We start from the raw sequence: 22,121 nt of genomic DNA, 5'->3' as shown, positions 1-22,121 counted from the left end.
ACGCTGGGCTTCTGTAAATGACCACATTCTTCAGTGCGCAAAAGGGATAAATCCGCTGATAGGATGACGCGGATAGCGAAAGGACAGGCGTGGTTTCGAACATGCACGGCGGTGATGCGGACGTCATCGTCGTAGGCGCTGGCCCAGGCGGGTCAGCTACCGCTCACTATCTTGCCCAGACCGGACTGTCGGTCATTATTCTCGAGAAGGCAACGTTCCCGCGGGACAAAATATGCGGGGACGGATTGACGCCCCGAGCGGTTGCCGAGATCATCCGCATGGGGATCGACACCGATGGGTGGATCCGGAACTATTCTCTCGTCGCCTATGGCGGCGGGCGCAGGATCGAAGTCCCATGGCCCGAACTGAACTCGATGCCGTCCTACGGCATGGCTCGAGCTCGGGGCGATCTCGACCACGTGCTGGCACGGCGAGCCGTCGAATCCGGTGCGGACCTGCGCGAGGGAATGACCGTGACCGGCCCCATCATCCACGAGCGCTCCGGCCGCGTCATCGGCGTCGAGGCACGCCCGAAAGGCGCCGATCGCACCGCCCCGCCCCTGCGCTTCCGGGCACCCGTCGTCGTGGACGCAGGCGGAGTCTCGGCACGTCTCGCCACAGCTGTGGGTCGCGAGAAGACGTTCGATCGTCCCATGGGCGTTGCCACCCGCACGTACTTCCGATCGCCCCGGGCTGATGAACCGATCATGGAATCCCACCTCGAGCTGTGGGACGGCGAACCCGGGTCGTCGAACCTCATGCCCGGCTATGGCTGGGTGTTCCCCCTGGGGGACGGGCTCGTCAATGTCGGGCTCGGCTCGCTCTCCTCGACCGCGAAACCCACCGGGATCGATTACCGCAAGCTCTTCGACACGTGGATGCAGCACGTCCCCGAGGAGTGGGGTTTCACACCCGAGAACCAGGTCGGCCAAGTGCGCGGAGCCGCTCTTCCGATGGCATTCAACCGCAAGCCCCACTACGACAACGGCCTCATGCTCGTCGGCGATGCTGGCGGAATGGTCTCCCCCTTCAACGGGGAAGGTATTGCGTACGCGATGCAGTCGGGCCGCATGGCGGCGGATTTCATCGCCCAGGCTCTCGCACGCCGCACCCTTGGCCAGCAGGACCGTGTCCTGCACCAGTATTCGGCCGAGCTGCGCGAAGAGCTCGGCGGGTACTACACGCTGGGACGCGTCTTCGCCTCTCTCATCGAACGGCCGGAAATCATGCATCTGTGCGTGCACTACGGACTGCCCAGGCCCACGCTCATGAGGCTCGTCATGAAGCTTCTCTCCGACGGCTACGACCGTCGGGACGGGGACTGGATGGACAAGCTCATCACCGCACTCACGAAGGCGGTGCCGTCAGCGTGAACGCGCTATTTCCTTGGCGCGCCACGAGCGCGGACTTTAAGGACTACCCTAGAACTGTGAATCTAGCAGGCGCCGTGTGCCTGCGGGTTGTTTGCTCGATGGAGGCGAAATGAACCCCTATACCCCGCTGCTTCTCATGATTGTGGTTGCGGCTGTCGTTGCACTAGGCGGCCTTGTCGGCACCGGCGTGCTCGGACCGAAGAGGTACAACCGCGTCAAACTCGCGAACTACGAATGCGGGATCGAAGCGACGCCGAATGCGGGAACCGCCGGTCGTTTCCCCATCAAGTACTACTTGACCGCCATGACATTCATCATCTTCGACATCGAGGTGGTGTTCTTGTACCCGTGGGCAGTGTCATTCGAGAGACTCGGCGCTTTCGGGCTGATCGCAGTGCTCACATTCATTTTCCTGATCACCGTCCCCTTCGTCTACGAATGGCGACGCGGCGGCCTGGAATGGGACTGAGGAGATAAATCATGGAACATGACAACGATGCATCACCGGGCATCATGCTCACCACTCTCGAGGCCGTGACAGGCTGGGGCCGGTCACGGTCCCAATGGCCCGTCACCATGGGCCTTGCGTGCTGCGCTATCGAGATGATGGCGGCGGGTACGCCCCGCTTCGACATGGCACGCTTCGGGCTCGAGGTCTTCCGAGCCTCCCCCCGTCACGCCGACCTCATGATCGTCTCCGGGCGAGTCAGCCACCGTATGGCGCCGGTCGTCCGCAACATCTACGACCAGATGGCCGACCCTAAATGGGTGATCTCCATGGGTGTGTGCGCCTCCTCCGGCGGCATGTTCAACAACTATGCGATCGTCCAGGGCGTGGACCACATCGTCCCGGTCGACATCTACCTGCCGGGATGTCCTCCGCGCCCCGAGATGCTCATCAACTCGGTACTCGAGCTGCGCAAGCTCACGTCGCAGGAGAAGTTCTTCGGCCATCGCAAGGCCGTTGCCCGCAAGGCGGAGCAGGCCGCTCTCGCCGCAACCCCGACGCATGAGATGAAGGGACTGCTCGCGTGACAGACAACGAACTCGCCCGCGGCGGACGCACGAACCTCGAGATCATCCGCACCGGCCACGCCATGTGGGGCGTCGATGGAACCGGCGACACGTCCGGCTTCGACACGCTCAAGCGCACGGTCACGATGGCTCCCGCCGCGACGCGCCCCTACGGCTCCTGGTTCGACGAGGCAGTGGATATCCTCATCGAGCTGATCACCGCCGCCGGGCACAACCCTGATGACGTCATCGAGAAGGTTGTCATCGACCGCGGCGATCTCATCATCTTCGTCGTGCGCGAGCATTCGCCCATGGTCGCCAAGATGCTCCGTGACGATCAGGATCTGCGCTTCGAGCTGTGCCTGGGAAGCTCCGCGGTGCACTACCCGGAGGACAAGGGCCGCGAGCTGCACGCCTTCACGGCACTCTTCTCCATCACGCACAATCGCAAGATCGCCATGGAGGTCGTGGCACCGGACGCGGACCCGCACATGCCGACTCTCGTCGGCGTCTACCCGGGCAACGACTGGCACGAACGCGAAGCATGGGACCTCATGGGGATCGTCTTCGACGGTCACCCGGGACTCACCCGCACCGCCATGCCCGACGACTGGGTGGGGCACCCGCAACGCAAGGATTACCCGCTCGGTGGTATCCCCGTCGAATACAAGGGCGCGGTCGTCCCGCCGCCGGACACTCGGAGGAGCTACAACTGATGTCATCGACAGATTCCCGGTTCTACGCCACTGCTGGCGCAACCGAAGAAGAGATGAACTCCGCCCCGCAGCATCACGCGATGGGCGGGGACTGGTCAGACCTGAGTGCTGAGGCTGAGCGGCTGGGCGAAGAGCGCATCGTCGTCAACATGGGCCCCGTCCATCCCTCCACGCACGGCGTCTACCGCCTGCTGCTCGAGCTGGACGGCGAGTACGTGCGCGAGCTCCGCTCCTCCACGGGCTTCCTCCACACCGGCATCGAGAAGAACATGGAATACCGCAACTGGGTCCAGGGCGTCGCGTTCTGCACGCGCATGGACTATGTCGCACCGTTCTTCCAGGAGGTCGGCTACGCTCTCGCGGTCGAGAAGCTGCTCGGCATCACCGACCAGATCCCGCGCCGCGCCAGCCAGATCCGCGTTCTCCTCATGGAGCTCAACCGCGTCGCCTCCCATCTCGTCGCGATCGGCTCGTCCAACAACGAGCTCGGCGCAACGACCATGATGACGCTGGCTTTCCGCGCCCGTGAGGACATCCTCCGGATCTTCGAGCGCATCACCGGCCTGCGCATGAACCACTCATATGTTCGTCCCGGCGGCCTCCCCGACGATCTGCCCGAGGGCACGATCGACTACATCCGCGAACTCCTCCCCAACGTGCGCGCGACGATGTCGGAGATGCAGGACCTGGTCATGCAGAACCCGATCTTCAAGGCACGTCACGTCGACATCTCCACACTGCCGCTCGCCGGCATGTTGGCCCTCGGCATGACGGGCCCGAACCTGCGCGCCGCAGGCCTGCCCTTCGACCTGCGCAAGACTCAACCCTACTGCGGGTACGAGAACTACGAGTTCGAGGTCCCGGTCGCCGACAAGTCCGATGCGTACAACCGTGCGGGCCTGCGCTTCCAGGAAGCCTACGAGTCGATTCACATCGTCTACCAGGTCCTCGACGCCCTCGAAGAGTCCGAGGGTGAGCCGGTCATGATCGAGGATCCGAAGATCGCGTGGCCCTCGAAAATGACGATCGGCAGCGACGGCCAGGGCCAGTCCTTCGAGCACATCAAGGAGATCATGAACGACTCGATGGAGTCGCTGATCCACCACTTCAAGCTCGTGACCGAGGGCTTCGCTGTTCCGGCGGGCCAGGTCTATCAGCTGGTCGAGCACGCCAAGGGCACCCTCGGCGTCCACCTCGTCTCAGCCGGCGGCACCCGCCCCTACCGCGCTCACTTCCGTGATCCCGGCTTCTCCAACCTGCAAACGCTAGGCATGATGAGCGAGGGCGGCATGCTCTCGGACGTCATCATCGCACTGGCATCAATCGACCCAGTGATGGGAGGCGTTGATCGCTAATGTCCGAACGCTTTACCGCGGATGTCGAAGCTCGACTCCGTCATGAGATGGCACAGATCATTGCCAAGTATCCCGACGACAGGTCGGCGCTCCTGCCGATGCTGCACCTCATCCAGTCAGAAGACGGCTACGTCTCCCCGCGCGGCATCGCACTCTGCTCGGACGTGCTGTCCCTGACGCGCGCAGAAGTATCGGCGGTTGCGACCTTCTACTCCCAGTACCGCAGGCGCCCCAACGGCGAATACAACGTCGGTGTGTGCACGAACGCGCTCTGCGCGGTCATGGGCGGCGACATCATCTGGGAGAAGCTCTCCGAGCACCTCGGCATCGGCCACGATCAGACCACGGCGGATGGCAAGATCACGCTCGAACAGCTCGAATGCAACGCCGCGTGCGACTACGCCCCTGTCATCATGGTGAACTGGGAGTTCTTCGACAACCAGACCCCAGCATCGGCTCTCGAACTCGTCGACAAGATCACCGCAGGCGAGGACATCGCTCCCACCCGTGGCGCCGACAAGGTTCACACGTTCAAGGAGATCTCGCACGTTCTCGCGGGATTCGAAGACGGTCACGTCGATGAGGGGCCGGCCGCTGGCCCCGAGTCCCTCGTTGGCCTGCGTTATGCTCGCGAGCGCGGCTGGTCTGCGCCCCAGGCAGTAGGGGAGGAACAGAAGTGACAACGTCGAAACTGACTCCGGTGATCTCCAATACGTGGGATGCACCGCAGCCGTGGAAGCTCGATACCTACCGTCAGCAGGGCGGCTACGAGGCACTTGAGAAGGCGTGGAGCTTCGCCGATGGCGAGCTCACGAACATCGTCAAGGAATCGGGCCTCCGCGGACGCGGCGGTGCAGGCTTCCCGACGGGCCTCAAGTGGTCGTTCCTTCCGGCCCCGGATGGTGGACCCCGTTACCTCGTCGTCAACGCCGACGAGTCGGAGCCGGGAACCTGTAAAGACATCCCTGTCCTCATGGCCAACCCCCATGCGCTTATCGAAGGCATGGCGATCTGCTTGAAGGCCATCGGCGGTCATCACGGCTTCATCTACCTCCGCGGCGAGGTCGTCCACGTCTATCGGCGCCTCATGGCGGCCGTGCGCGAAGCCTACGAGGCTGGGATTCTCGGCAAGGGCCGCGGCCCGAACGGTGACTACGACCTGGACATCACGGTCCATGCCGGTGCCGGTGCCTACATCTGCGGTGAAGAGACGGCTCTGCTCGACTCACTCGAGGGTCGTCGCGGCCAGCCGCGCCTCAAGCCCCCGTTCCCGGCAGTCAAGGGCTATCTGGCTCGTCCCACGGTCGTCAACAATGTCGAGACGATCGCGTCGGTTCCCGGGATCATCAAGAACGGTTCCGACTGGTTCGCGTCCATGGGCACCGAGCGCTCGAAGGGCCACGGCTTCTTCTCCCTGTCCGGCCACGTCAAGAACCCGGGCCAGTACGAAGCACCCTTCGGCATCACGATGAGGGAACTGCTTGAGATGGCGGGCGGTATCCGCGACGGCCACGAACTGAAGTTCTGGACCCCGGGCGGCTCGTCGACCGCGATCCTCGGGCCGGATGCTCTTGACGTTCCGCTCGGCTACGAAGAGGTGATGGGCGTCGGTTCGATGCTGGCGACCCGTGCGCTGCAGGTGTTCGACGAGACCACCTCGGTTGTGCGCGTCGTCCGCGCCTGGACTGACTTCTATCAGCACGAGTCATGCGGCAAGTGCACGCCGTGCCGTGAGGGCACCTTCTGGATGAGGCAAGTCATGCATCGTCTCGAGGCTGGCAAGGGCCTTCCCACCGATATCGACATGCTGTACGAGATCGCAGGAAACATCGCAGGCCGCTCCTTCTGCGCGCTCGGCGATGCCTCCGCGGTGCCGGTCCAATCCGGGATCACCATGTTCCGCGAGGAGTTCGAGCAGGGCCTCCACACGCCCGCTTGGGAACTCTTCCCCTATGAAAAGTCCGCACTCTTCTCCGAAGTAGGTGTCTCATGACAGCGACGACTGAAACAGATCTCGTCACACTCAAGGTTGACGGTCAGGACGTTGCCGTTCCCCAGGGAACTCTTATCATCCGCGCCGCCGAGCAGGTCGGGATCCGTATCCCGCGGTTCTGCGATCATCCGCTGCTCAAGCCTGCCGGTGCCTGCCGACAGTGCCTCGTCGAGGTTGCTCGTCCGGGCCGCGACGGCAACCTTGCGAAGGGCCCCAAGCCCGTCGCATCGTGCGCTGAGGCAGTCAGCCCGGGCATGGAGGTCTACACCCAGAACGCTTCGGATGTCGCCGACAAGGCTCAGTCGGGGATCATGGAGTTCCTCCTCATCAACCATCCGCTCGACTGCCCCGTCTGCGACAAGGCTGGCGAATGTCCGCTGCAGAACCAGGCGATGTCCGATGGTCGCGGAAAGTCCCGCTTCACCGACATCAAGCGCACCTTCCCGAAGCCGATCAAGGTGTCGTCGCAGATCCTCCTTGACCGTGACCGCTGCATCCTCTGCCAGCGCTGCACCCGTTTCCAGTCGGAGATCGCGGGCGATCCGTTCATTCAGCTCCAGGGCCGTTCAGGCGGCAGCCCCTCCTACGAGGTGCATGGCCTGCACGGTTCCCAGATCGGCAACTTCGATGCGGGTATCCTCGGCTTCGCCGACGGCGACCACGTTCAGGAACCTGTCGAGACATTCGAGACGGTCGGCCCCATGGGTGAGGCTGCTCTCGTCGTCGGCATGAAGCCGGGCCCCGTGGGCGAGTCCGAGCTCGACGAGTCGGGTCGTCCCTTCTCGTCGTACTTCTCCGGCAACACGATCCAGATCTGCCCCGTCGGGGCGCTGACCTCTGCCGCCTACCGGTTCCGTGCCCGCCCCTTCGATCTCGTCTCCGTTCCGTCGGTGACAGAGCACGACGCGTCCGGTTCCGACATCCGTGTCGATTTCCGCCGGGGCACCGTCGTGCGCCGTCTCGCCGGTAACGATGCCGAGGTCAACGAAGAGTGGATCACGGACAAGGATCGCTTCGCGTTCCGCTGGCAGCAGGGAGAGGACCGCCTCACGGTTCCTCTCGTCCGCGACGAGGACGGCAATCTCGTTCCCACGTCGTGGGCGGATGCGATGGATGTTGCGGCTCGCGGCCTGCAGCAGGCCGAGCAGTCCGGCATTCTCACCGGTGGCCGCCTGCCTCTCGAGGATTCCTTCGCGTACGCGAAGTTCGCTCGGACCGTTCTCGGCCACAACAACATCGATTTCCGCACGAGGCCCTCCTCGGAGGAGGAGGACGCCTTCCTCGCATCCACCGTGGTCAACACAGGCCTCGGCGTGACCTACCGCGAGATCGAATCCGCGAAGCACGTCTTCCTTGTCGGCCTCGAGCCGGAAGAGGAATGCGGATCGATCTTCCTCCGACTCCGCAAGGGTGTCCTCGCAGGCTCGACATCGGTGTCCGTGCTCGCTCCGTTCGCGACACGAGGAACGCTCAAGATGTCGGGAACTCTCGTCACGGCAGCACCCGGCACGGAACCCTCCGTCCTCGCGGCCGTTGTCGCAGGTTCAGAGCAGGAGCATCTTGCCGCTCTCTACAGCCGCCTGACGGATGGTGTCATCCTTGTCGGCGAACGCGCCGCAGAAACTCCCGGCACTCTGTCGGAGGTTCTCAATCTCGCAGAGCGTACCGGCGCCCGGGTTCAGTGGGTGCCCCGCCGTGCGGGTGACCGCGCCGCTCTCGAAGCCGGTGCTGTTCCCTTCCTCCTCCCCGGAGGACGTCCCGTGGCAGACAGCCAGGCCCGTGTCGATGCTGGCGTCACGTGGGAAGCATCGATGCCGAGCCAGCGCGGCTTCGGAACGGATGCGATGCTCGAGGCGGCCCGCGCGGGACGACTCGCTCTCATCGCCGCAGGCGTTGAGCTTGCCGATCTTCCGGCCGGAGCCGATGAGGCTCTCCAGGCATCACCCTTCGTCATCTCGTTCGAGGTGCGCCGCTCCCGGATCACCGCCGCCGCAGACGTTGTCTTCCCGGTCGCGCCCCCCGTCGAGAAGGGCGGAACCTTCATCAACTGGGAGGGACGCGAACGTCCCTTCGGACAGGTGCTGACCTCGACCGCTCTGACGGACCGTCAGGTCCTTGCCGAGCTGGCCGAGGAACTCGGGCACGATCTGGGTCTCCACACGCTCGCCGACGTCCACGCCGAATACCGTGAGTTCGCAGGCTGGGATGGTGCACGCCTTCCCCGCCCGATCGTGCTCGGCAACCCGGTGCCCGCACCGGGCGAACGCGAGGCTGTCCTCTCCACCTGGCATCTCATGATCGATGATGGTCGTCTGCAGGACTTCGAGCCGCACCTGGCCGGAACTGCGCACCGATCGATTGCTCGTCTCTCACCCGCGACGGCCGAGTCTCTCGGCGTGACGGGGGATTCGACGATCACCGTCACAGGTCCGACAGGCTCCATCACGGTTCCCGTCGTCCTGTCCCACATGCCCGACAGGGTTGTATGGCTCCCGAAGAAATCCCCGGCCTGCCATGTGGCAGACCTGGGCGTTCAGCCGGGCAGCATCGTGTCTCTCGCTGCGGAGGTCAAATAATGTTCCAGCTTCCTACTGACTTGGCTCAGCCGGTCGCGGACTTCTCCCAGGACACGTGGTGGATCTGGCTGATCAAAGCCGTCTTCATCGTGCTGTACCTGATCCTGTCCGTCATTCTCGCCCTGTGGGTGGAACGCCGCGGCCTGGGCCGTATGCAGACCCGTCTGGGCCCGAACGTCACCGGCTTCATGGGCTTGGGCCAGGCGTTCGCTGACGCCATCAAGCTCATGGCCAAAGAGGATTTCTGGCTCAAGGGAGCAGACAAGGTCCTCTACTTCCTCGCACCGGCGATCTCCGCCCTGTGCGCATTCTCCATCTTCGCCGTCATGCCCTTCGGCCCGCAGGTCTCCCTCTTCGGGATCGAGACGCCGCTCCAGCTCGCGGACTCGTCCGTGGCGATGCTCTACATCCTCGCTGTCGCGGCTCTCGGCGTGTACGGTCTCGTTCTCGGCGGCTGGTCGGCAAACTCGACCTACCCGCTCCTCGGAGCTGTTCGAAGCGCAGCCCAGGTCATCAGCTACGAGCTCGGCATGGGACTGTCCCTCGCCTCCGTCTTCCTCGTTGCGGGAACGATGTCGACGTCCTCGCTCGTCGAGAACCAGACGAGCCTGTGGCACGTCTTCATCTGCCTGCCCGCCTTCGTCACCTACTTCATCTGCATGGTCGGCGAAGTCAACCGTCTCCCCTTCGACCTCCCCGAGGCCGAGGGCGAGCTCGTGGCCGGGCACACGACCGAATACTCGGCGATGAAGTTCGGCTGGTTCTACCTTTCCGAATACATCAACATGCTCAACGTGTCGGCCGTCGCCGTTGTCGTCTTCTTCGGCGGCTGGCGTGCACCGTTCCCGATCTCGACAATCGGCGGGGGCATGTTCAACGAGGGCTGGTGGCCCATGCTCTGGTTCTTCCTCAAGACCTGGATGTTCATGTTCGCCATGATCTGGATCCGCGGAACCCTCCTGCGCATGCGCTACGACCACTTCATGAAGCTCGGATGGAAGGTTCTCATCCCGGTCGCCCTGGGCTGGCTCGTCTCCGTCGCCGTTATCCAGGGGCTCGGCTCCTTCACCGACATCGATACGCAGACGATCCTGTTCGTCCTCGCGGCCGTGTTCTTCGTGATCTTCGCCGTCCTCTGGTTCGTGGACGACAAGAAGGCTGACACGGAGAGCCCCGCAGACGGCGTCGTCGAGAAGGACGACTTCGATGCCTTCGCCGGAGGATTCCCGGTACCGCCGCTGCCGGGCCAGGCGCTCCCGCCATCCCCCCGAGCCAAGCGCGCACCCGCCTATTCATCTACCGCAAAGGAGGCAGGTTCCGATGAGTGACAACCAGACACCGGAACGCCGCCCGATCGACCCGGCCCTGTACAGCCCGTCGAAGAAGGGCCCGATCGGGAAGTTCTTCGCGCCTGTCGCCGGCTTCGGCGTGACCATCTCATCGATGTTCCGCCCAGTCGTCACGGAAGAGTACCCGTTCAAGAGGACACCGACCCAGCCTCGTTTCCACGGCCGCCACCAGCTGAACCGGTACGCGGACGGCTTGGAGCGCTGCATCGGCTGCGAAATGTGTGCATGGGCGTGCCCGGCTGACGCGATCTATGTCGAGGCCGGCAACAACACTCCCGATGAGCAGTACTCGCCCGGCGAACGCTACGGCAAGGTCTACCAGATCAACTACCTGCGCTGTATCCTCTGCGGGCTCTGCATCCAGGCCTGCCCGACGAGGGCACTGACCATGACGAACGACTTCGACGACCTTGTCGGTCCCACTCGTGAATCGCTCATCTTCGAGAAGCAGGACCTGCTCGCACCCATGCTTGACGGCATGCTCGCGGCGCCCCACCCGATGGTGGAGGGCACCGACGACGATGACTACTACCGCAATGAAGTGACGGGCCCGACCCAGGACCAGATCGATTGGGTGGCAGAACGCCGCCCCAACGATCCCACCCTCGAGGCTGCGCGTCCCGTCAAGGAGGCAGCGAAGTGAATCCGTACCTCGCCACCGCGATCGACCCGGCCACCGGGACCGTGACGACCGGTGAAACGATCCTGTTCTGGGTTCTCGCCCCGATCATGGTCGCCCTCGCCCTGGGCCTGCTGTTCGCGAAGAAGGCTGTGTATGCGACCGTGTCGGTCATCGCCGTCATGGTCTTCCTCGCCTTCCTCTACACCGCACTCGAGGCGCCCTTCCTGGGCGTCGTCCAGGTCATCGTGTACACGGGCGCGATCATGATGCTCTTCCTGTTCGTGCTCATGCTGATCGGCGTCGACTCCTCCGACTCGATCGTCGAGTCGATCAAGGGGCAGCGCTGGATCGCCGGTCTTGCCGCGATCGGTCTCATCCTCGTCCTGTCCGGTTCGGTTCTCACTGCGACAGGACAGCCCATCGCAGTCGGCCTGGCCGAAGTCAACGCCGAATCCAACCCCGTTGCTGTCGCAACCGATATCTTCGGAAATCACGTTCTGACGATGGAGCTGACGGGTGCGCTCCTCATCACCGCAGCGCTCGGTGCGATGACTCTCACGCATCGCGAGCGGCTCACCCCGCGCAAGACGCAGCTCGATGTGGCGGAAGAGAAGATGATGGCGTACGCCGAGCATGGCGTGCACCCCGGTCAGTCGCCCAACTCGGGTGTCTTCGCCGAATCGAACTCGGCGACGAACCCTGCGCTCACGGTGGGCGGCAAGCCCGTCGAAGAGTCCGTCTCCCGCATCCTCCGCATCCGCGGACAGGCCCGCACCGTCGGCGAGATCTCGCCCGCAACGGTGGAGCGCATCGCTCGAGCATCGGACACGCGCCCCTCCATCGACGGCCCCACAACGTTCGGTGCTATCGGCCAGGTCGGCCTGCCCGGCATGCCGGGCGAGGCGCGTCCCGCCGCTCCGACACAGAGCACGGATGTTGCCGCCGTCGGAGAATCCGCATTCCAGGACGAGGCGCAGTCGGACGACGTGCCGACGGCCCGGGAACATCAGGAAGCCGAAGAGATCAAGCCGGATTCCGCTAAAGAGGAGGACAACAAGTGAGCCTCATGAACTACGTCATCTTGGCATTCATCCTGTTTGCCATTGGCGCGGCCGCCGTCCTCACTCGGCGCAACTCGATCATCGCCCTCATGGGTGTCGAGCTCATGCTCAACTCGTGCAACCTCGCGCTCGTGACCTTTGCCCGCATGCACGGGAACATCACGGGCCAGACGGTCGCGTTCTTTGTCATGGTCGTGGCAGCGGCCGAGGTCGTCATCGGCCTGGCAATCATCGTGTCCATTTTCCGAACCCGCAGGTCGGCGTCTGTTGACGCGCCGAACCTGCTGAAGAACTGACGGGGGTAGGCAGTGAATATCACCGCTATCGAAGCGACCGGCAACGTGTCGCTGATCTGGCTCGCGGTTGCGATCCCGCTCCTGTCAGCAGGGCTCCTGCTCGTGCTCGGCAAGACCGCCAAGGCGTGGGGCCACTGGCTCGGCGTCGCGGCCTCCGCGGGCGCACTCCTCGTGGGCCTCACCGTCGCCCTTGATCTCCTGAGCAAGGACGCCGCGGATCGTATCCAGAACGTCACGCTCTACGACTGGATCCCCGGCGGGGAGCTGAATGTCGAGTTGGGCATGAGGGTCGACCCGCTGTCGATCACCTTCGTCCTGCTCGTCACATTCGTCGGCACCCTCATCCACCTCTACTCGGTGGCCTACATGTCGCACGACAAGGATCGGACGAGATTCTTCGCGTACCTCAACCTGTTCGTCGCCGCCATGCTCCTGCTCGTGCTCGGCAACTCCTACCTGGTCCTCTTCGTGGGATGGGAAGGCGTGGGTCTCGCCTCCTACCTGCTCATCGGATTCTGGAACCAGGTTCCCGAGTACGCGACGGCAGGCAAGAAGGCCTTCGTCATGAACCGCGTGGGCGACCTCGGCATGCTCCTCGCGATGATGACGATGTTCGCCGCGTTCGGCACTGTCACGTTCGACGGTGTTTCGGCCGAGGCGTCCGCGGCAGGGGAGGGCACCCTCCTCGCCATCGGCATCTTCCTCCTCGTCGCGGCCTGCGGCAAGTCTGCCCAGTTCCCGCTCCAGGCGTGGCTGGGTGACGCGATGGCGGGGCCGACCCCGGTCTCCGCACTCATCCATGCCGCAACAATGGTGACCGCCGGCGTCTACCTCATGGTCCGCTCCGGCTTCATCTATGCAGGTGCAGAAACCGCTCAGCTGCTCGTCGCGATCATCGGTACCATCACCCTGATCTTCGGTGCGATCGTCGGTGCCGCGAAGGACGACATGAAGAAGGTCCTCGCGGCCTCCACCATGTCCCAGATCGGTTACATGATGCTCGCCGCGGGCCTCGGCCCCATCGGTGCAGCGTTCGCCATCTTCCACCTGGTCACGCACGGCTTCTTCAAGGCCGGCATGTTCCTCGGTGCCGGCTCCGTCATGCACGCCATGGACGACGAGGTCGACATGCGCAAGTTCGGCGGACTGTGGAAGCACATGCGGATTACGTGGGCGACGTTCGGTCTCGGCTACCTCGCCATCATCGGTTTCCCCTTCCTGTCCGGGTTCTTCTCGAAGGATTACATCATCGAGGCGGCCTTCGTGGGAGAGGGCTGGCAGCCGTGGGTGTTCGGAACTGCGACACTCCTCGTCGCGGGTCTGACCGCGTTCTACATGTCGCGCATGTTCTTCATGATCTTCCACGGCACGCCCCGCTGGGAGCAGTCTGGTCCGAATGCGAAGCATCCGCACGAGTCCCCGCTCCTCATGACCATCCCGATGATCGTCCTCGCGATCGGCTCGGTCGGACTCGGATTCGTCCTCGACTCGGGCGACCGTTTCGTGAGGTTCCTCGAGCCCGTCACCGGTGCGATCGAGCATCACGATCCGGTGATCCCGATCCCGGTCATCATTGCGCTGACACTGGGTCTCGTCGCCGTCGGCGTCGCGCTCGCCTATGTCATGTACGTCCGCAGCGAGGTGCCGGTCACGGCACCCGCAGCGAACTCCCTGGTCACTGCAGCTCGCAACGACCTGCACCAGGACACCATCAACGAGAGCCTCTTCATGCGTCCCGGCCAGTGGCTGACGCGCGGAGTCGGTATCAGCGATCAGTCTGTCATCGACGGCCTGGTCATGGCGGTAGCACGGAGCTTCAGCACCGTGGGCCGCGGCGTCGGAAAGATTCAGAACGGTTATGCGCGATCGTACGCGGGACTCATGTCCCTCGGTGTGGTCGTCGTCATCGCCCTAGCGCTCCTGGCGCGGATCTGACCGGGACTGGAGGAATAGAGAGTAAATGAATACCTCACAAGCGGCAGCCTTCCCGTGGCTGACTGTCCTAATCCTGGTGCCCTTGGTCGCAGCCATCGTGCTGGCGTTCGCCAAGTCGCTCCATCGGCACGCGAAGGCCTATGGCCTTGCGGTGTCAGTCCTCGTCCTCATCGGCGCCATCGTTGCGTTCCTTGCCGGGTTCGATGCTGGCCAGGCCGGCACCGTCCAACTGGCAGAGACGTATTCGTGGATGCCGACACTCGGTGTGTCGATCGCGTGGGGCGTCAACGGGATGAGCGCGGTCATGATCGGCCTCGCTGTCCTGCTCGTCCCCCTCGTCATCCTCACGGCGGACTCCGATCGCTTCCTCTCAGCAGAGGAAGAGGCCGCGGGTAGCCGCAAGGCCGGCTACATCGGCTGGGTCCTCGTCCTCGAATCCGTCATGATCGCGATCTTCGCGGCCCAGGACGTGTTCCTGTTCTACGTGGTCTTCGAGGCGATGCTGATCCCCGTCTACTTCCTCATCGGCTCGTATGGTGGACCGAAGAGCAGCGCGGCAGCGATCAAGTTCCTCCTGTACTCCCTCGCGGGCGGGCTCATCATGCTCGTCGGCATCGTCGCAGTCTTCGTCTTCGGCCCCGGCGGCCCCCAGGGCTTCCTCATCGCCAACCTGACAGATTCGGTGTCTGGATCGCAGACGGCACAGATGCTCATGTTCCTGTCGTTCTTCATCGCGTTCGCGGTGAAGGCACCGATGTTCCCCGTGCACACGTGGCTGGCGGACGCGACAGAGCAGGCACCATCCGGCACATCCGCTCTCCTTGTCGGCGTACTCGACAAGGTCGGCACCTATGGCATGATCGCGATCTGCCTGCCGCTCTTCCCCGGAGCAGCATCGGATGCTGCGCTGATCATCATGATCTTTGCTGTCATCTCCATCCTCTGGGGCGGTTTCGTCGCCATCTACTCCCGCGATCTCATGCGCCTGATCGCGTTCACCTCCGTGTCGCACTTCGGCTTCATGGTCATGGGCATCTTCTCCGGCTCCGAGGTCGCCATGACGGGCGCCATCCTCTACATGGTGGCGCACGGTGTCGGCACCGCGGCGCTCTTCCTCATCGTCGGGTACATGGCGAAGCGGGGCGGCTCCCAGAACGTGACCGACTACGGCGGCTGGCAGCGGGTGACGCCCGTCCTCGCGGGTGCCTTCCTCATCGCAGGCCTCGCGACACTGTCCCTGCCGGGACTGTCGGGCTTCGTCCCGGAGTTCATGGTCCTCGTCGGAACGTTCAGCGTCTCGAAGGTCATCGGCGGCATCGCCGTCATCGGCGTCATCCTCGCGGCGCTCTACATTCTCCTGCCCTACCAGCGTGTCTTCACTGGCCCGCGCCCGGATATCACCGTTCCGGATCTGAGCGGCGCGGAGAAGACAGTCGTCGGCGTTCTTACGGCCGCCATGCTAGCCCTGGGCTTCCTGCCGGGGCCTGTCATCGACCTCGTCCAGCCGGTAGCCGAGCAGGCAGTCGTCTTCCTCGACTCGTCGACCACATCCGCGCTCACTGAAGGGAACCTCAAGTGACTAACTTTGTGACCCCCGTGGTCGATTGGGCCGCGCTCGCCCCGACCCTTATCGTCATGGGCGCAGCGGTCCTCGGCGTCCTCATCGAGGCGTTCGCGCCTCGCACCGCCCGCCGCGGCATCCAGGTGACGTTGACTCTCCTCGCGCTGGCGGGTGCTCTGGTCGCCGTCGTGTGGCGGTGGACTGAGGTCGAAGCAAACGGTGCGCAGACGATCGTCGGCGGACAGCTCATCGAGGATCCGTTCACGATCGCAGCGCAGGGCATCGTCCTCATCAGCGCAATCCTTGCCGCGTTCGTCATCGCGGACCGTACCCAGACACGAGAGGGTGCCTTCGCAGCATCCGCAGCCGCGCGTCCCGGTTCCCCGGAAGAGCGCGAGCTGACTCGAGCCGGTGTGGAGCAGACCGAGGTCTACCCGCTGGTCCTGTTCGCAGTGACCGGCATGATGGTGTTCCCGGCAGCGGGCGACCTGCTGACGCTCTTCATCGCCCTCGAGGTCCTCTCCCTGCCGCTCTACGTGCTGTCGGGACTGTCCCGCCGCCGTCGTCTGATCTCCCAGGAAGCAGCTCTCAAGTACTTCCTTCTGGGTGCGTTCTCGTCGGCGTTCTTCCTCATGGGCATCGCACTCCTGTACGGCTTCTCCGGTTCTATCCGCTACTCCGAGGTGGCCTCCGCAACATCGGTGACAGTGGGCATGGATTGGATGCTGATCGTCGGCATCGTCCTCGTCCTCATCGGCCTGCTCTTCAAGGTTGGTGCGGTCCCGTTCCACTCGTGGACTCCTGACGTCTACCAGGGCGCTCCGACGCCGATCACCGGTTTCATGGCTGCGGGTACGAAGGTCGCGGCTTTCGCCGCGATGATCAGGTTCCTGTACATCATCGGCGGCGGCATGAAGGCTGACCTGCAGATCATGCTGTGGGCCATCATCATCGCAACCATGCTGCTCGGTACGGTTCTCGGCCTCGTCCAGACCGATATCAAGCGCATGCTGGCCTACTCCTCGGTCGCACACGCGGGCTTCGTCCTCATCGCCGTCACGTCATACGGCTCCACCGGCATCAGCTCCACCCTGTTCTACCTCCTCGCCTACTCCGTCGCGACGGTCGGTGCCTTCGGCGTCGTCACTCTCGTCCGGGAGAAGGACTCGGCCGGGAACATCACGGGTGAGGCGACGTCATTGAGCTCGTGGGCGGGTCTCGCCAAGCGCAAGCCCATACTCGCTGTCGCCATGCTGATCTTCCTCCTGTCCTTCGCAGGTATCCCCCTGACGGGCGGCTTCGAAGGAAAGTTCACGGCATTCGCCGCAGGTATTGCCGGTGGTGCGTGGCCTCTCGTCCTCATCGCCGTCATCGCATCGGCAGCGACAGCGTTCTTCTACTTCCGCCTCATCCTCCTCATGTTCTTCACGGAGCCGGATGAGGGGACGACCGTTGTGGCGTCCGAGGGCATGTCCCTCGTCGCGATCGTCCTCTGCGCTGTGGCAACGATCGCGCTGGGCGTCGTGCCCGGCCCGGTCCTCCAGTTCCTCTCCGAGGCGGCGGTGCTTCTCCCGTGATCGAAGAACTCGTCAGCGCAACGGGCGGACTCAACGACCGTCTGACCGAACTGATGGAGAACGTGGAAACACGTCTCCAGGCGGCCGTGCGCTCACCCGAGCCCGATGTTGACGCTCTGACGAAGCACCTCGCGGCGGCGGGCGGCAAGCGGCTGCGTCCCGCGCTCTGCAATCTCACGTCGTTCCTCGGGCCGGATGCTGGCAATGAGGCGACGGAGATCTCCGCAACGGTGGTCGAGCTGACGCACCTGGCCACCCTCTACCACGACGATGTCATGGACGAGGCGCCCATGAGGCGCGGTGTTGTCTCTGCCCAGCAGCTCGCCGGGAACTCGGCTGCGATTCTCGCGGGGGACGTGCTGTTCGCGAAAGCATCGACCCTTATTGCCGAACTCGGCCCGGAGGCTGTCCGCCTCCACGCGGTCACGTTCGAGCGTCTGTGCTTCGGCCAGCTGCGCGAGACTCTCGGCGCACCGGACAATGTCAGTGCTCGCGACAACTACATCCATGTCCTAGCAGAGAAGACGGGGTCGCTGATCGCGGCATCGGCACGCTACGGCGTGCTGGCCTCGAACGGTCGTCCCGAGCATGCTGATGCTGTGGCCGAGTTCGGTGAGAAGGTGGGCGTCGCCTTCCAGCTCGCCGACGACGTCATCGACATCATGTCCGATGGTGATGTGACCGGCAAGACTCCCGGCACGGACCTTCGCGAAGGAGTCGAGACGATGCCGATCCTGCTCCTCAAGGAGAGGGCGGAAGCGGGGACGATCGACGCGGATGGGCAGAAGATCCTCGACCTGCTCGCGGGCGAGATCGGTGACGACACCGTCAAGGAGTCTGTCGCCCTGCTGCGTCGGCACAGTGTCATGGAGGACGTGCGGGCACTGGCCCAGGAATGGTCCGACTCCGCGATCGGCGCGCTCGAGCCGCTGCCGGATGGGGAAGTCAAGAATGGTCTGATCGCTTTTGCTCGACTCATGGTCGATCGCATCAGCTGAACGGCGAATATCCGCCCGAGTTCTTCCCGAGCTCGGGCGGATATCTTTTTAGGCCGTACAATAGAACGCAGTTGTCCCACTCCCAGGAGAGTAGATTCGTGTCAAAGATTCTTAACAAGATTCTTCGTGCCGGCGAAGGCCGCATCGTGAAGAAGCTGCAGAACATCGCCAAGCAGGTCGACGCACTCGAGGAGTCGTTCCTCGACCTCTCGGATGATGAGCTGCGGGGGATGACAGACGAGTTCAAGGAACGGCTCGAGGACGGCGAGACGCTCGACCAGATCCTTCCAGAAGCCTTCGCTGTCGTGCGGGAAGCTGCGAGCCGCACGCTCGGCCAACGCCACTACACCGTGCAGATCATGGGCGGTGCGGCCCTGCACCTGGGCAACATTGCCGAGATGAAGACGGGTGAAGGCAAGACACTGGTCGCGACGCTCCCCGCCTACCTCAATGCTTTGACGGGCAAGGGCGTCCACGTCATCACCGTCAACGACTATCTCGCGACCTACCAGTCCGATCTCATGGGCCGAGTGTTCCGCTTCCTCGGCATGTCAACGGGATGTATCACGTCCGGGATGACACCCGCCCAGCGCCGCGAGCAGTACGCCGCCGACGTCACGTACGGCACGAACAACGAGTTCGGCTTCGACTATCTGCGCGACAACATGGCGTGGAAGGTTGATGAGCTCGTGCAGCGCGAGCACTACTTCACGATCATCGATGAGGTCGACTCGATTCTCATCGACGAGGCAAGGACGCCTCTCATCATCTCCGGCCCCGCCGAGGGAGATGCGAACAAGTGGTATCAGGAGTTCGCCCGCATCGTCTCCGCGCTCCGCAAGGACACCGATTACGAAGTCGACGAGAAGAAGCGCAACGTCGGCATTCTCGAGCCCGGGATCGACAAGATCGAGGACCAGCTCGGCATCGACAACCTGTACGAGTCCGCGAACACTCCTCTGATCGGCTACATCAACAACGCGATCAAGGCGAAGGAGCTGTTCAAGAAGGATAAGGACTATATCGTCCTTGACGGCGAGGTCCTCATCGTCGACGAGCACACGGGACGAGTGCTGCCCGGCCGCCGCTACAACGAGGGCATGCATCAGGCCATCGAGGCGAAGGAAGGGGTGAAGATCAAGGCAGAGAATCAGACTCTTGCCACGATCACCCTGCAGAACTATTTCCGCCTCTACGACAAGATCTCGGGCATGACAGGCACGGCGGAGACCGAGGCCGAGGAGTTCGCGTCGACGTACAGCATCGGTGTCGTTCCGATCCCGACGAACAAGCCGATGATCCGCATCGACCAGACCGACCTCGTGTACCCGACGGAGAAGGCCAAGTTCGAAGCGATCGTCAACGACATCGCGGAACGGCACAAGACCGGCCAGCCCGTCCTCGTGGGCACCACCTCGGTCGAGAAGTCCGAGCTGCTGTCGAAGATGCTGACGAAGCGCAAGATCAAGCATGAGGTCCTCAACGCCAAGCACCATAAGCGCGAAGCCTCCGTCGTGGCGATGGCAGGCCGCAAGGGCGCCGTGACGGTCGCGACGAACATGGCGGGCCGCGGTACGGACATCATGCTCGGCGGCAACGCAGAGTTCCTCGCCGTTGAGCAGATGCAGGCGTGGGGCCTCGACCCGTCGGAGGATCCCGAGGGCTACGAAGAGGCATGGCCGGGCGTCCTCGAGGCGGCCAAGGAGGCTGTCGCGCGCGAGCACGACGAGGTGAAGGAGCTGGGCGGCCTGTACGTCCTCGGATCCGAACGCCACGAGTCTCGCCGCATCGACAACCAGCTGCGCGGCCGTTCGGGCCGCCAGGGTGACCCCGGCGAGTCTCGCTTCTACCTGTCGCTCGAAGACGATCTCATGAGGCTCTTCTCGACCGGCATGGCGTCCCGCATGCTCAACCCCGAGTCATATCCGGCGGATGAGCCGCTCGAGTTCAAGATTCTTGCGAAGTCGATCGAGTCCGCTCAGACCGCGATCGAGGCCCGCAACGCCGATATCCGGAAGAACGTCCTCAAGTACGACGATGTCATGTCCGATCAGCGGTCGGCCGTGTACAAGGAGCGCCGTGAGATCCTCGAGGGCGAAGATCTCGCCGACTCGATCCAGTCCTACATGAGCCAGGTCGTTGCGGACGTCGTCGCAGGACACACGTTGGGCGATCCGACGGACTGGAACCTGGGCGAGCTGTGGACGGATATGAAGTCCGTGTACCGGCCCTCCTTCACCCCCGAAGAGCTGCTGGAAGACGTGGGCGCCCAGAACCGGTTGACGGTGGAGCGTCTGCGTCAAGAGTTCGACGACGACATCCACGCCCAGTACGAGGAGCGCGAGGCGGAGATGGGAGAGGAGCAGATGAGGGAGATCGAACGCCGTGTCCTCCTCACCGTCCTCGACCGCAAGTGGCGCGAACACCTGTATGAGATGGACTACCTCAAGGAGGGCATCGGCCTGCGCGCCATGGCGCAGCGCAACCCGCTCGTCGAATACAAGCGCGAAGGCTACGACATGTTCCAGGCCATGTCAGTCGCCATCAAGGAAGAGACGATCCGCTATCTCTTCGGCATCAAGATGCCATCCGAGGAGGCGAAGGAAGCGCAGGAGGAGATTGCCGCTGTCGAGGCTGACGCTGACGACACTGTGGCGATGGCGAGGCGGCAGGAGGCCACCGACAAGGTGCTCTCCATCCAGCGTCCTCCCTCGCGCATGAAGACGAACAAGGAGTCTGACGGTCAGCCGACCGCGTCCGCGCTGGACTCGGGCCAGAACCGCGCCCAGCGTCGTGCCGCGAAGAAGCGCAACCGCTAGATCACGTCAAGGGCGTTGGCCCGCCATCGACCCCGGTGCATCTCCATCCGTATGGTGCATGCCCGGGGTCGATTGACATCCCAGACGACGATGGCCGCCTCGCATACGGCCGGCCGCGGGAAGCAGGTTCGTGATGAGATGACGCGAGCGGGAAGGCTCGTCCGTTTCCCGCAGCGAGAGGCAAGGCCGGCGCGTTGAGCGAGCGCAATATATGTGTGGGGTGCGAGCCATTTCTGCAGCTGACGGATGGACCGATGTCCGTTGAGCACTTCGACCGCGGCGACCGCGAGCCTCTCGATGATCGGTGTGGGATCAACGGGCGGCTCGGCCGGGTCCTCTCTGACACGGGGCTCGGGCGGGTCCACGACAGCGATTCGAGGGTGCTGTTTCGTTACTGTTTCACTCATAGCGGGGACTCCAATGTCTTTTCGCTCTTTGCGTGCAGAAAGATGATGTTTCGTGCGATTAGAGTCATTCTTATCAGCGTTTTGTTGACGCTCAACGGGATAGAACCGGTATAGTGGATAAAAAGATGGGGCCACCGATGGTGACCCCACTCTTCATCAAGATTTATTCTTGACCTTGGACTCGTTTGCGAGTTGCTTCGTAGCCATCCTCGATGTACTTCTCGAGAACGGTCTGTTCGATTCGCCATTGTCCTCGACCGCCCACCTGGATCGCCGGGAGCGTTCCTGAATGGATAAGTGATCGGACCTGTGCCGTCGAAACATTGAGGGTTTCAGCGACATCGGCAATCGTCATAAATTTTGTGGCCATAATATGCGATCTCCGCTTCGTGACTCTTCCCGCGACACTGGCACGGAAAGTGTTTTTGGTCTTGTGATCCCGGCGAAACCGAGGTTTTACCAGGACACA

Annotated in this window: 19 protein-coding genes; 17 read left to right on the top strand and 2 right to left on the bottom strand. The window is 63.5% G+C overall.

What is annotated here, in order from left to right:
- Nucleotides 1–101: 101 nt before the first annotated feature.
- From H2O75_RS08845 to secA, 17 genes are all read left to right on the top strand, one after another.
- On the top strand, nt 102–1,373 hold the full coding sequence (locus H2O75_RS08845) for a geranylgeranyl reductase family protein (protein ID WP_182175125.1): 1,272 nt from the start codon (nt 102–104) through the stop codon (nt 1,371–1,373).
- Between the two features lie 109 nt (nt 1,374–1,482).
- Entirely contained in the window at nt 1,483–1,842 is a 360-nt protein-coding gene (locus H2O75_RS08840; RefSeq protein WP_182171018.1) for an NADH-quinone oxidoreductase subunit A, read from the top strand.
- A gap of 11 nt (nt 1,843–1,853) precedes the next feature.
- Nucleotides 1,854–2,408 (top strand): NADH-quinone oxidoreductase subunit B, encoded by a 555-nt coding sequence (locus tag H2O75_RS08835; protein WP_182171015.1) that lies wholly within the window; start codon nt 1,854–1,856, stop codon nt 2,406–2,408.
- The gene (locus H2O75_RS08830; RefSeq protein ID WP_182171012.1) at nt 2,405–3,103 is read left to right on the top strand and encodes an NADH-quinone oxidoreductase subunit C; all 699 of its coding nucleotides are present in this window, start codon (nt 2,405–2,407) and stop codon (nt 3,101–3,103) included. The genes H2O75_RS08835 and H2O75_RS08830 overlap by 4 nt, the downstream gene beginning before the upstream one ends.
- Entirely contained in the window at nt 3,103–4,458 is a 1,356-nt protein-coding gene (locus H2O75_RS08825) for an NADH-quinone oxidoreductase subunit D (protein ID WP_182171009.1), read from the top strand. Before H2O75_RS08830 ends, H2O75_RS08825 begins: the two co-directional genes overlap by 1 nt.
- Nucleotides 4,458–5,138 (top strand): NADH-quinone oxidoreductase subunit NuoE, encoded by a 681-nt coding sequence (gene nuoE, locus H2O75_RS08820; protein WP_182171007.1) that lies wholly within the window; start codon nt 4,458–4,460, stop codon nt 5,136–5,138. The genes H2O75_RS08825 and nuoE overlap by 1 nt, the downstream gene beginning before the upstream one ends.
- A complete protein-coding gene (gene nuoF, locus H2O75_RS08815; RefSeq protein ID WP_182171005.1) occupies nt 5,135–6,451 on the top strand; it encodes an NADH-quinone oxidoreductase subunit NuoF in 1,317 nt (438 codons plus the stop codon). The genes nuoE and nuoF overlap by 4 nt, the downstream gene beginning before the upstream one ends.
- The gene (locus H2O75_RS08810) at nt 6,448–9,027 is read left to right on the top strand and encodes an NADH-quinone oxidoreductase subunit G (RefSeq protein ID WP_182171004.1); all 2,580 of its coding nucleotides are present in this window, start codon (nt 6,448–6,450) and stop codon (nt 9,025–9,027) included. Before nuoF ends, H2O75_RS08810 begins: the two co-directional genes overlap by 4 nt.
- Nucleotides 9,027–10,355, top strand: a complete 1,329-nt coding sequence (gene nuoH, locus H2O75_RS08805) for an NADH-quinone oxidoreductase subunit NuoH (RefSeq protein WP_182171003.1) — start codon at nt 9,027–9,029, stop codon at nt 10,353–10,355. The genes H2O75_RS08810 and nuoH overlap by 1 nt, the downstream gene beginning before the upstream one ends.
- Complete coding sequence (nuoI, locus tag H2O75_RS08800; protein ID WP_182171002.1) at nt 10,348–11,019, top strand: NADH-quinone oxidoreductase subunit NuoI; 672 nt, start codon at nt 10,348–10,350, stop codon at nt 11,017–11,019. Before nuoH ends, nuoI begins: the two co-directional genes overlap by 8 nt.
- Nucleotides 11,016–12,059: an NADH-quinone oxidoreductase subunit J gene (locus H2O75_RS08795; protein WP_182171001.1), complete on the top strand. Its 1,044-nt coding sequence runs from the start codon at nt 11,016–11,018 to the stop codon at nt 12,057–12,059. The genes nuoI and H2O75_RS08795 overlap by 4 nt, the downstream gene beginning before the upstream one ends.
- 5 nt (nt 12,060–12,064) lie before the next feature.
- On the top strand, nt 12,065–12,355 hold the full coding sequence (gene nuoK / locus H2O75_RS08790; protein ID WP_204736327.1) for an NADH-quinone oxidoreductase subunit NuoK: 291 nt from the start codon (nt 12,065–12,067) through the stop codon (nt 12,353–12,355).
- A 12-nt stretch (nt 12,356–12,367) separates the two neighbouring features.
- Complete coding sequence (gene nuoL, locus H2O75_RS08785; RefSeq protein ID WP_182170996.1) at nt 12,368–14,290, top strand: NADH-quinone oxidoreductase subunit L; 1,923 nt, start codon at nt 12,368–12,370, stop codon at nt 14,288–14,290.
- 25 nt (nt 14,291–14,315) lie between these two features.
- Nucleotides 14,316–15,869, top strand: coding sequence for a complex I subunit 4 family protein (locus tag H2O75_RS08780; RefSeq protein ID WP_182170993.1), 1,554 nt, complete (start codon nt 14,316–14,318; stop codon nt 15,867–15,869).
- On the top strand, nt 15,866–17,428 hold the full coding sequence (gene nuoN / locus H2O75_RS08775) for an NADH-quinone oxidoreductase subunit NuoN (protein WP_182170991.1): 1,563 nt from the start codon (nt 15,866–15,868) through the stop codon (nt 17,426–17,428). The genes H2O75_RS08780 and nuoN overlap by 4 nt, the downstream gene beginning before the upstream one ends.
- Nucleotides 17,429–17,481: 53 nt before the next feature.
- Entirely contained in the window at nt 17,482–18,426 is a 945-nt protein-coding gene (locus H2O75_RS08770) for a polyprenyl synthetase family protein (RefSeq protein WP_182175122.1), read from the top strand.
- A 98-nt stretch (nt 18,427–18,524) separates the two neighbouring features.
- The gene (secA, locus tag H2O75_RS08765; RefSeq protein WP_182170988.1) at nt 18,525–21,245 is read left to right on the top strand and encodes a preprotein translocase subunit SecA; all 2,721 of its coding nucleotides are present in this window, start codon (nt 18,525–18,527) and stop codon (nt 21,243–21,245) included.
- Here the strand turns inward: secA and H2O75_RS08760 are convergent.
- The gene (locus H2O75_RS08760) at nt 21,242–21,652 is read right to left on the bottom strand and encodes an Rv3235 family protein (protein ID WP_182170985.1); all 411 of its coding nucleotides are present in this window, start codon (nt 21,650–21,652) and stop codon (nt 21,242–21,244) included. The two genes, secA and H2O75_RS08760, sit on opposite strands and share 4 nt — an antisense overlap.
- Before the next feature lie 163 nt (nt 21,653–21,815).
- The gene (locus H2O75_RS08755; RefSeq protein WP_182170982.1) at nt 21,816–22,022 is read right to left on the bottom strand and encodes a helix-turn-helix domain-containing protein; all 207 of its coding nucleotides are present in this window, start codon (nt 22,020–22,022) and stop codon (nt 21,816–21,818) included.
- Between the last annotated feature and the right edge of the window lie 99 nt (nt 22,023–22,121).

Origin of the sequence: Flaviflexus equikiangi (genome assembly GCF_014069875.1) — a bacterium.
GTDB classification, from domain to species: domain Bacteria; phylum Actinomycetota; class Actinomycetes; order Actinomycetales; family Actinomycetaceae; genus Flaviflexus; species Flaviflexus equikiangi.
Note: the sequence above shows the minus strand (reverse complement) of the source record. Positions and strands in the feature narration are given on the sequence as shown.

Bases quoted from the DNA above. Each gene is read 5' to 3' on its own strand.
- H2O75_RS08845 (WP_182175125.1), top strand. From the start codon at position 102: ATGCACGGCGGTGATGCGGACGTCATCGTCGTAGGCGCTGGCCCAGGC.
- H2O75_RS08840 (WP_182171018.1), top strand. From the start codon at position 1,483: ATGAACCCCTATACCCCGCTGCTTCTCATGATTGTGGTTGCGGCTGTC.
- H2O75_RS08835 (WP_182171015.1), top strand. From the start codon at position 1,854: ATGGAACATGACAACGATGCATCACCGGGCATCATGCTCACCACTCTC.
- H2O75_RS08825 (WP_182171009.1), top strand. From the start codon at position 3,103: ATGTCATCGACAGATTCCCGGTTCTACGCCACTGCTGGCGCAACCGAA.
- nuoE (WP_182171007.1), top strand. From the start codon at position 4,458: ATGTCCGAACGCTTTACCGCGGATGTCGAAGCTCGACTCCGTCATGAG.
- H2O75_RS08810 (WP_182171004.1), top strand. From the start codon at position 6,448: ATGACAGCGACGACTGAAACAGATCTCGTCACACTCAAGGTTGACGGT.
- nuoH (WP_182171003.1), top strand. From the start codon at position 9,027: ATGTTCCAGCTTCCTACTGACTTGGCTCAGCCGGTCGCGGACTTCTCC.
- nuoI (WP_182171002.1), top strand. From the start codon at position 10,348: ATGAGTGACAACCAGACACCGGAACGCCGCCCGATCGACCCGGCCCTG.
- nuoK (WP_204736327.1), top strand. From the start codon at position 12,065: ATGAACTACGTCATCTTGGCATTCATCCTGTTTGCCATTGGCGCGGCC.
- H2O75_RS08780 (WP_182170993.1), top strand. From the start codon at position 14,316: ATGAATACCTCACAAGCGGCAGCCTTCCCGTGGCTGACTGTCCTAATC.
- H2O75_RS08770 (WP_182175122.1), top strand. From the start codon at position 17,482: ATGGAGAACGTGGAAACACGTCTCCAGGCGGCCGTGCGCTCACCCGAG.
- H2O75_RS08760 (WP_182170985.1), bottom strand. From the start codon at position 21,652: ATGAGTGAAACAGTAACGAAACAGCACCCTCGAATCGCTGTCGTGGAC.
- H2O75_RS08755 (WP_182170982.1), bottom strand. From the start codon at position 22,022: ATGGCCACAAAATTTATGACGATTGCCGATGTCGCTGAAACCCTCAAT.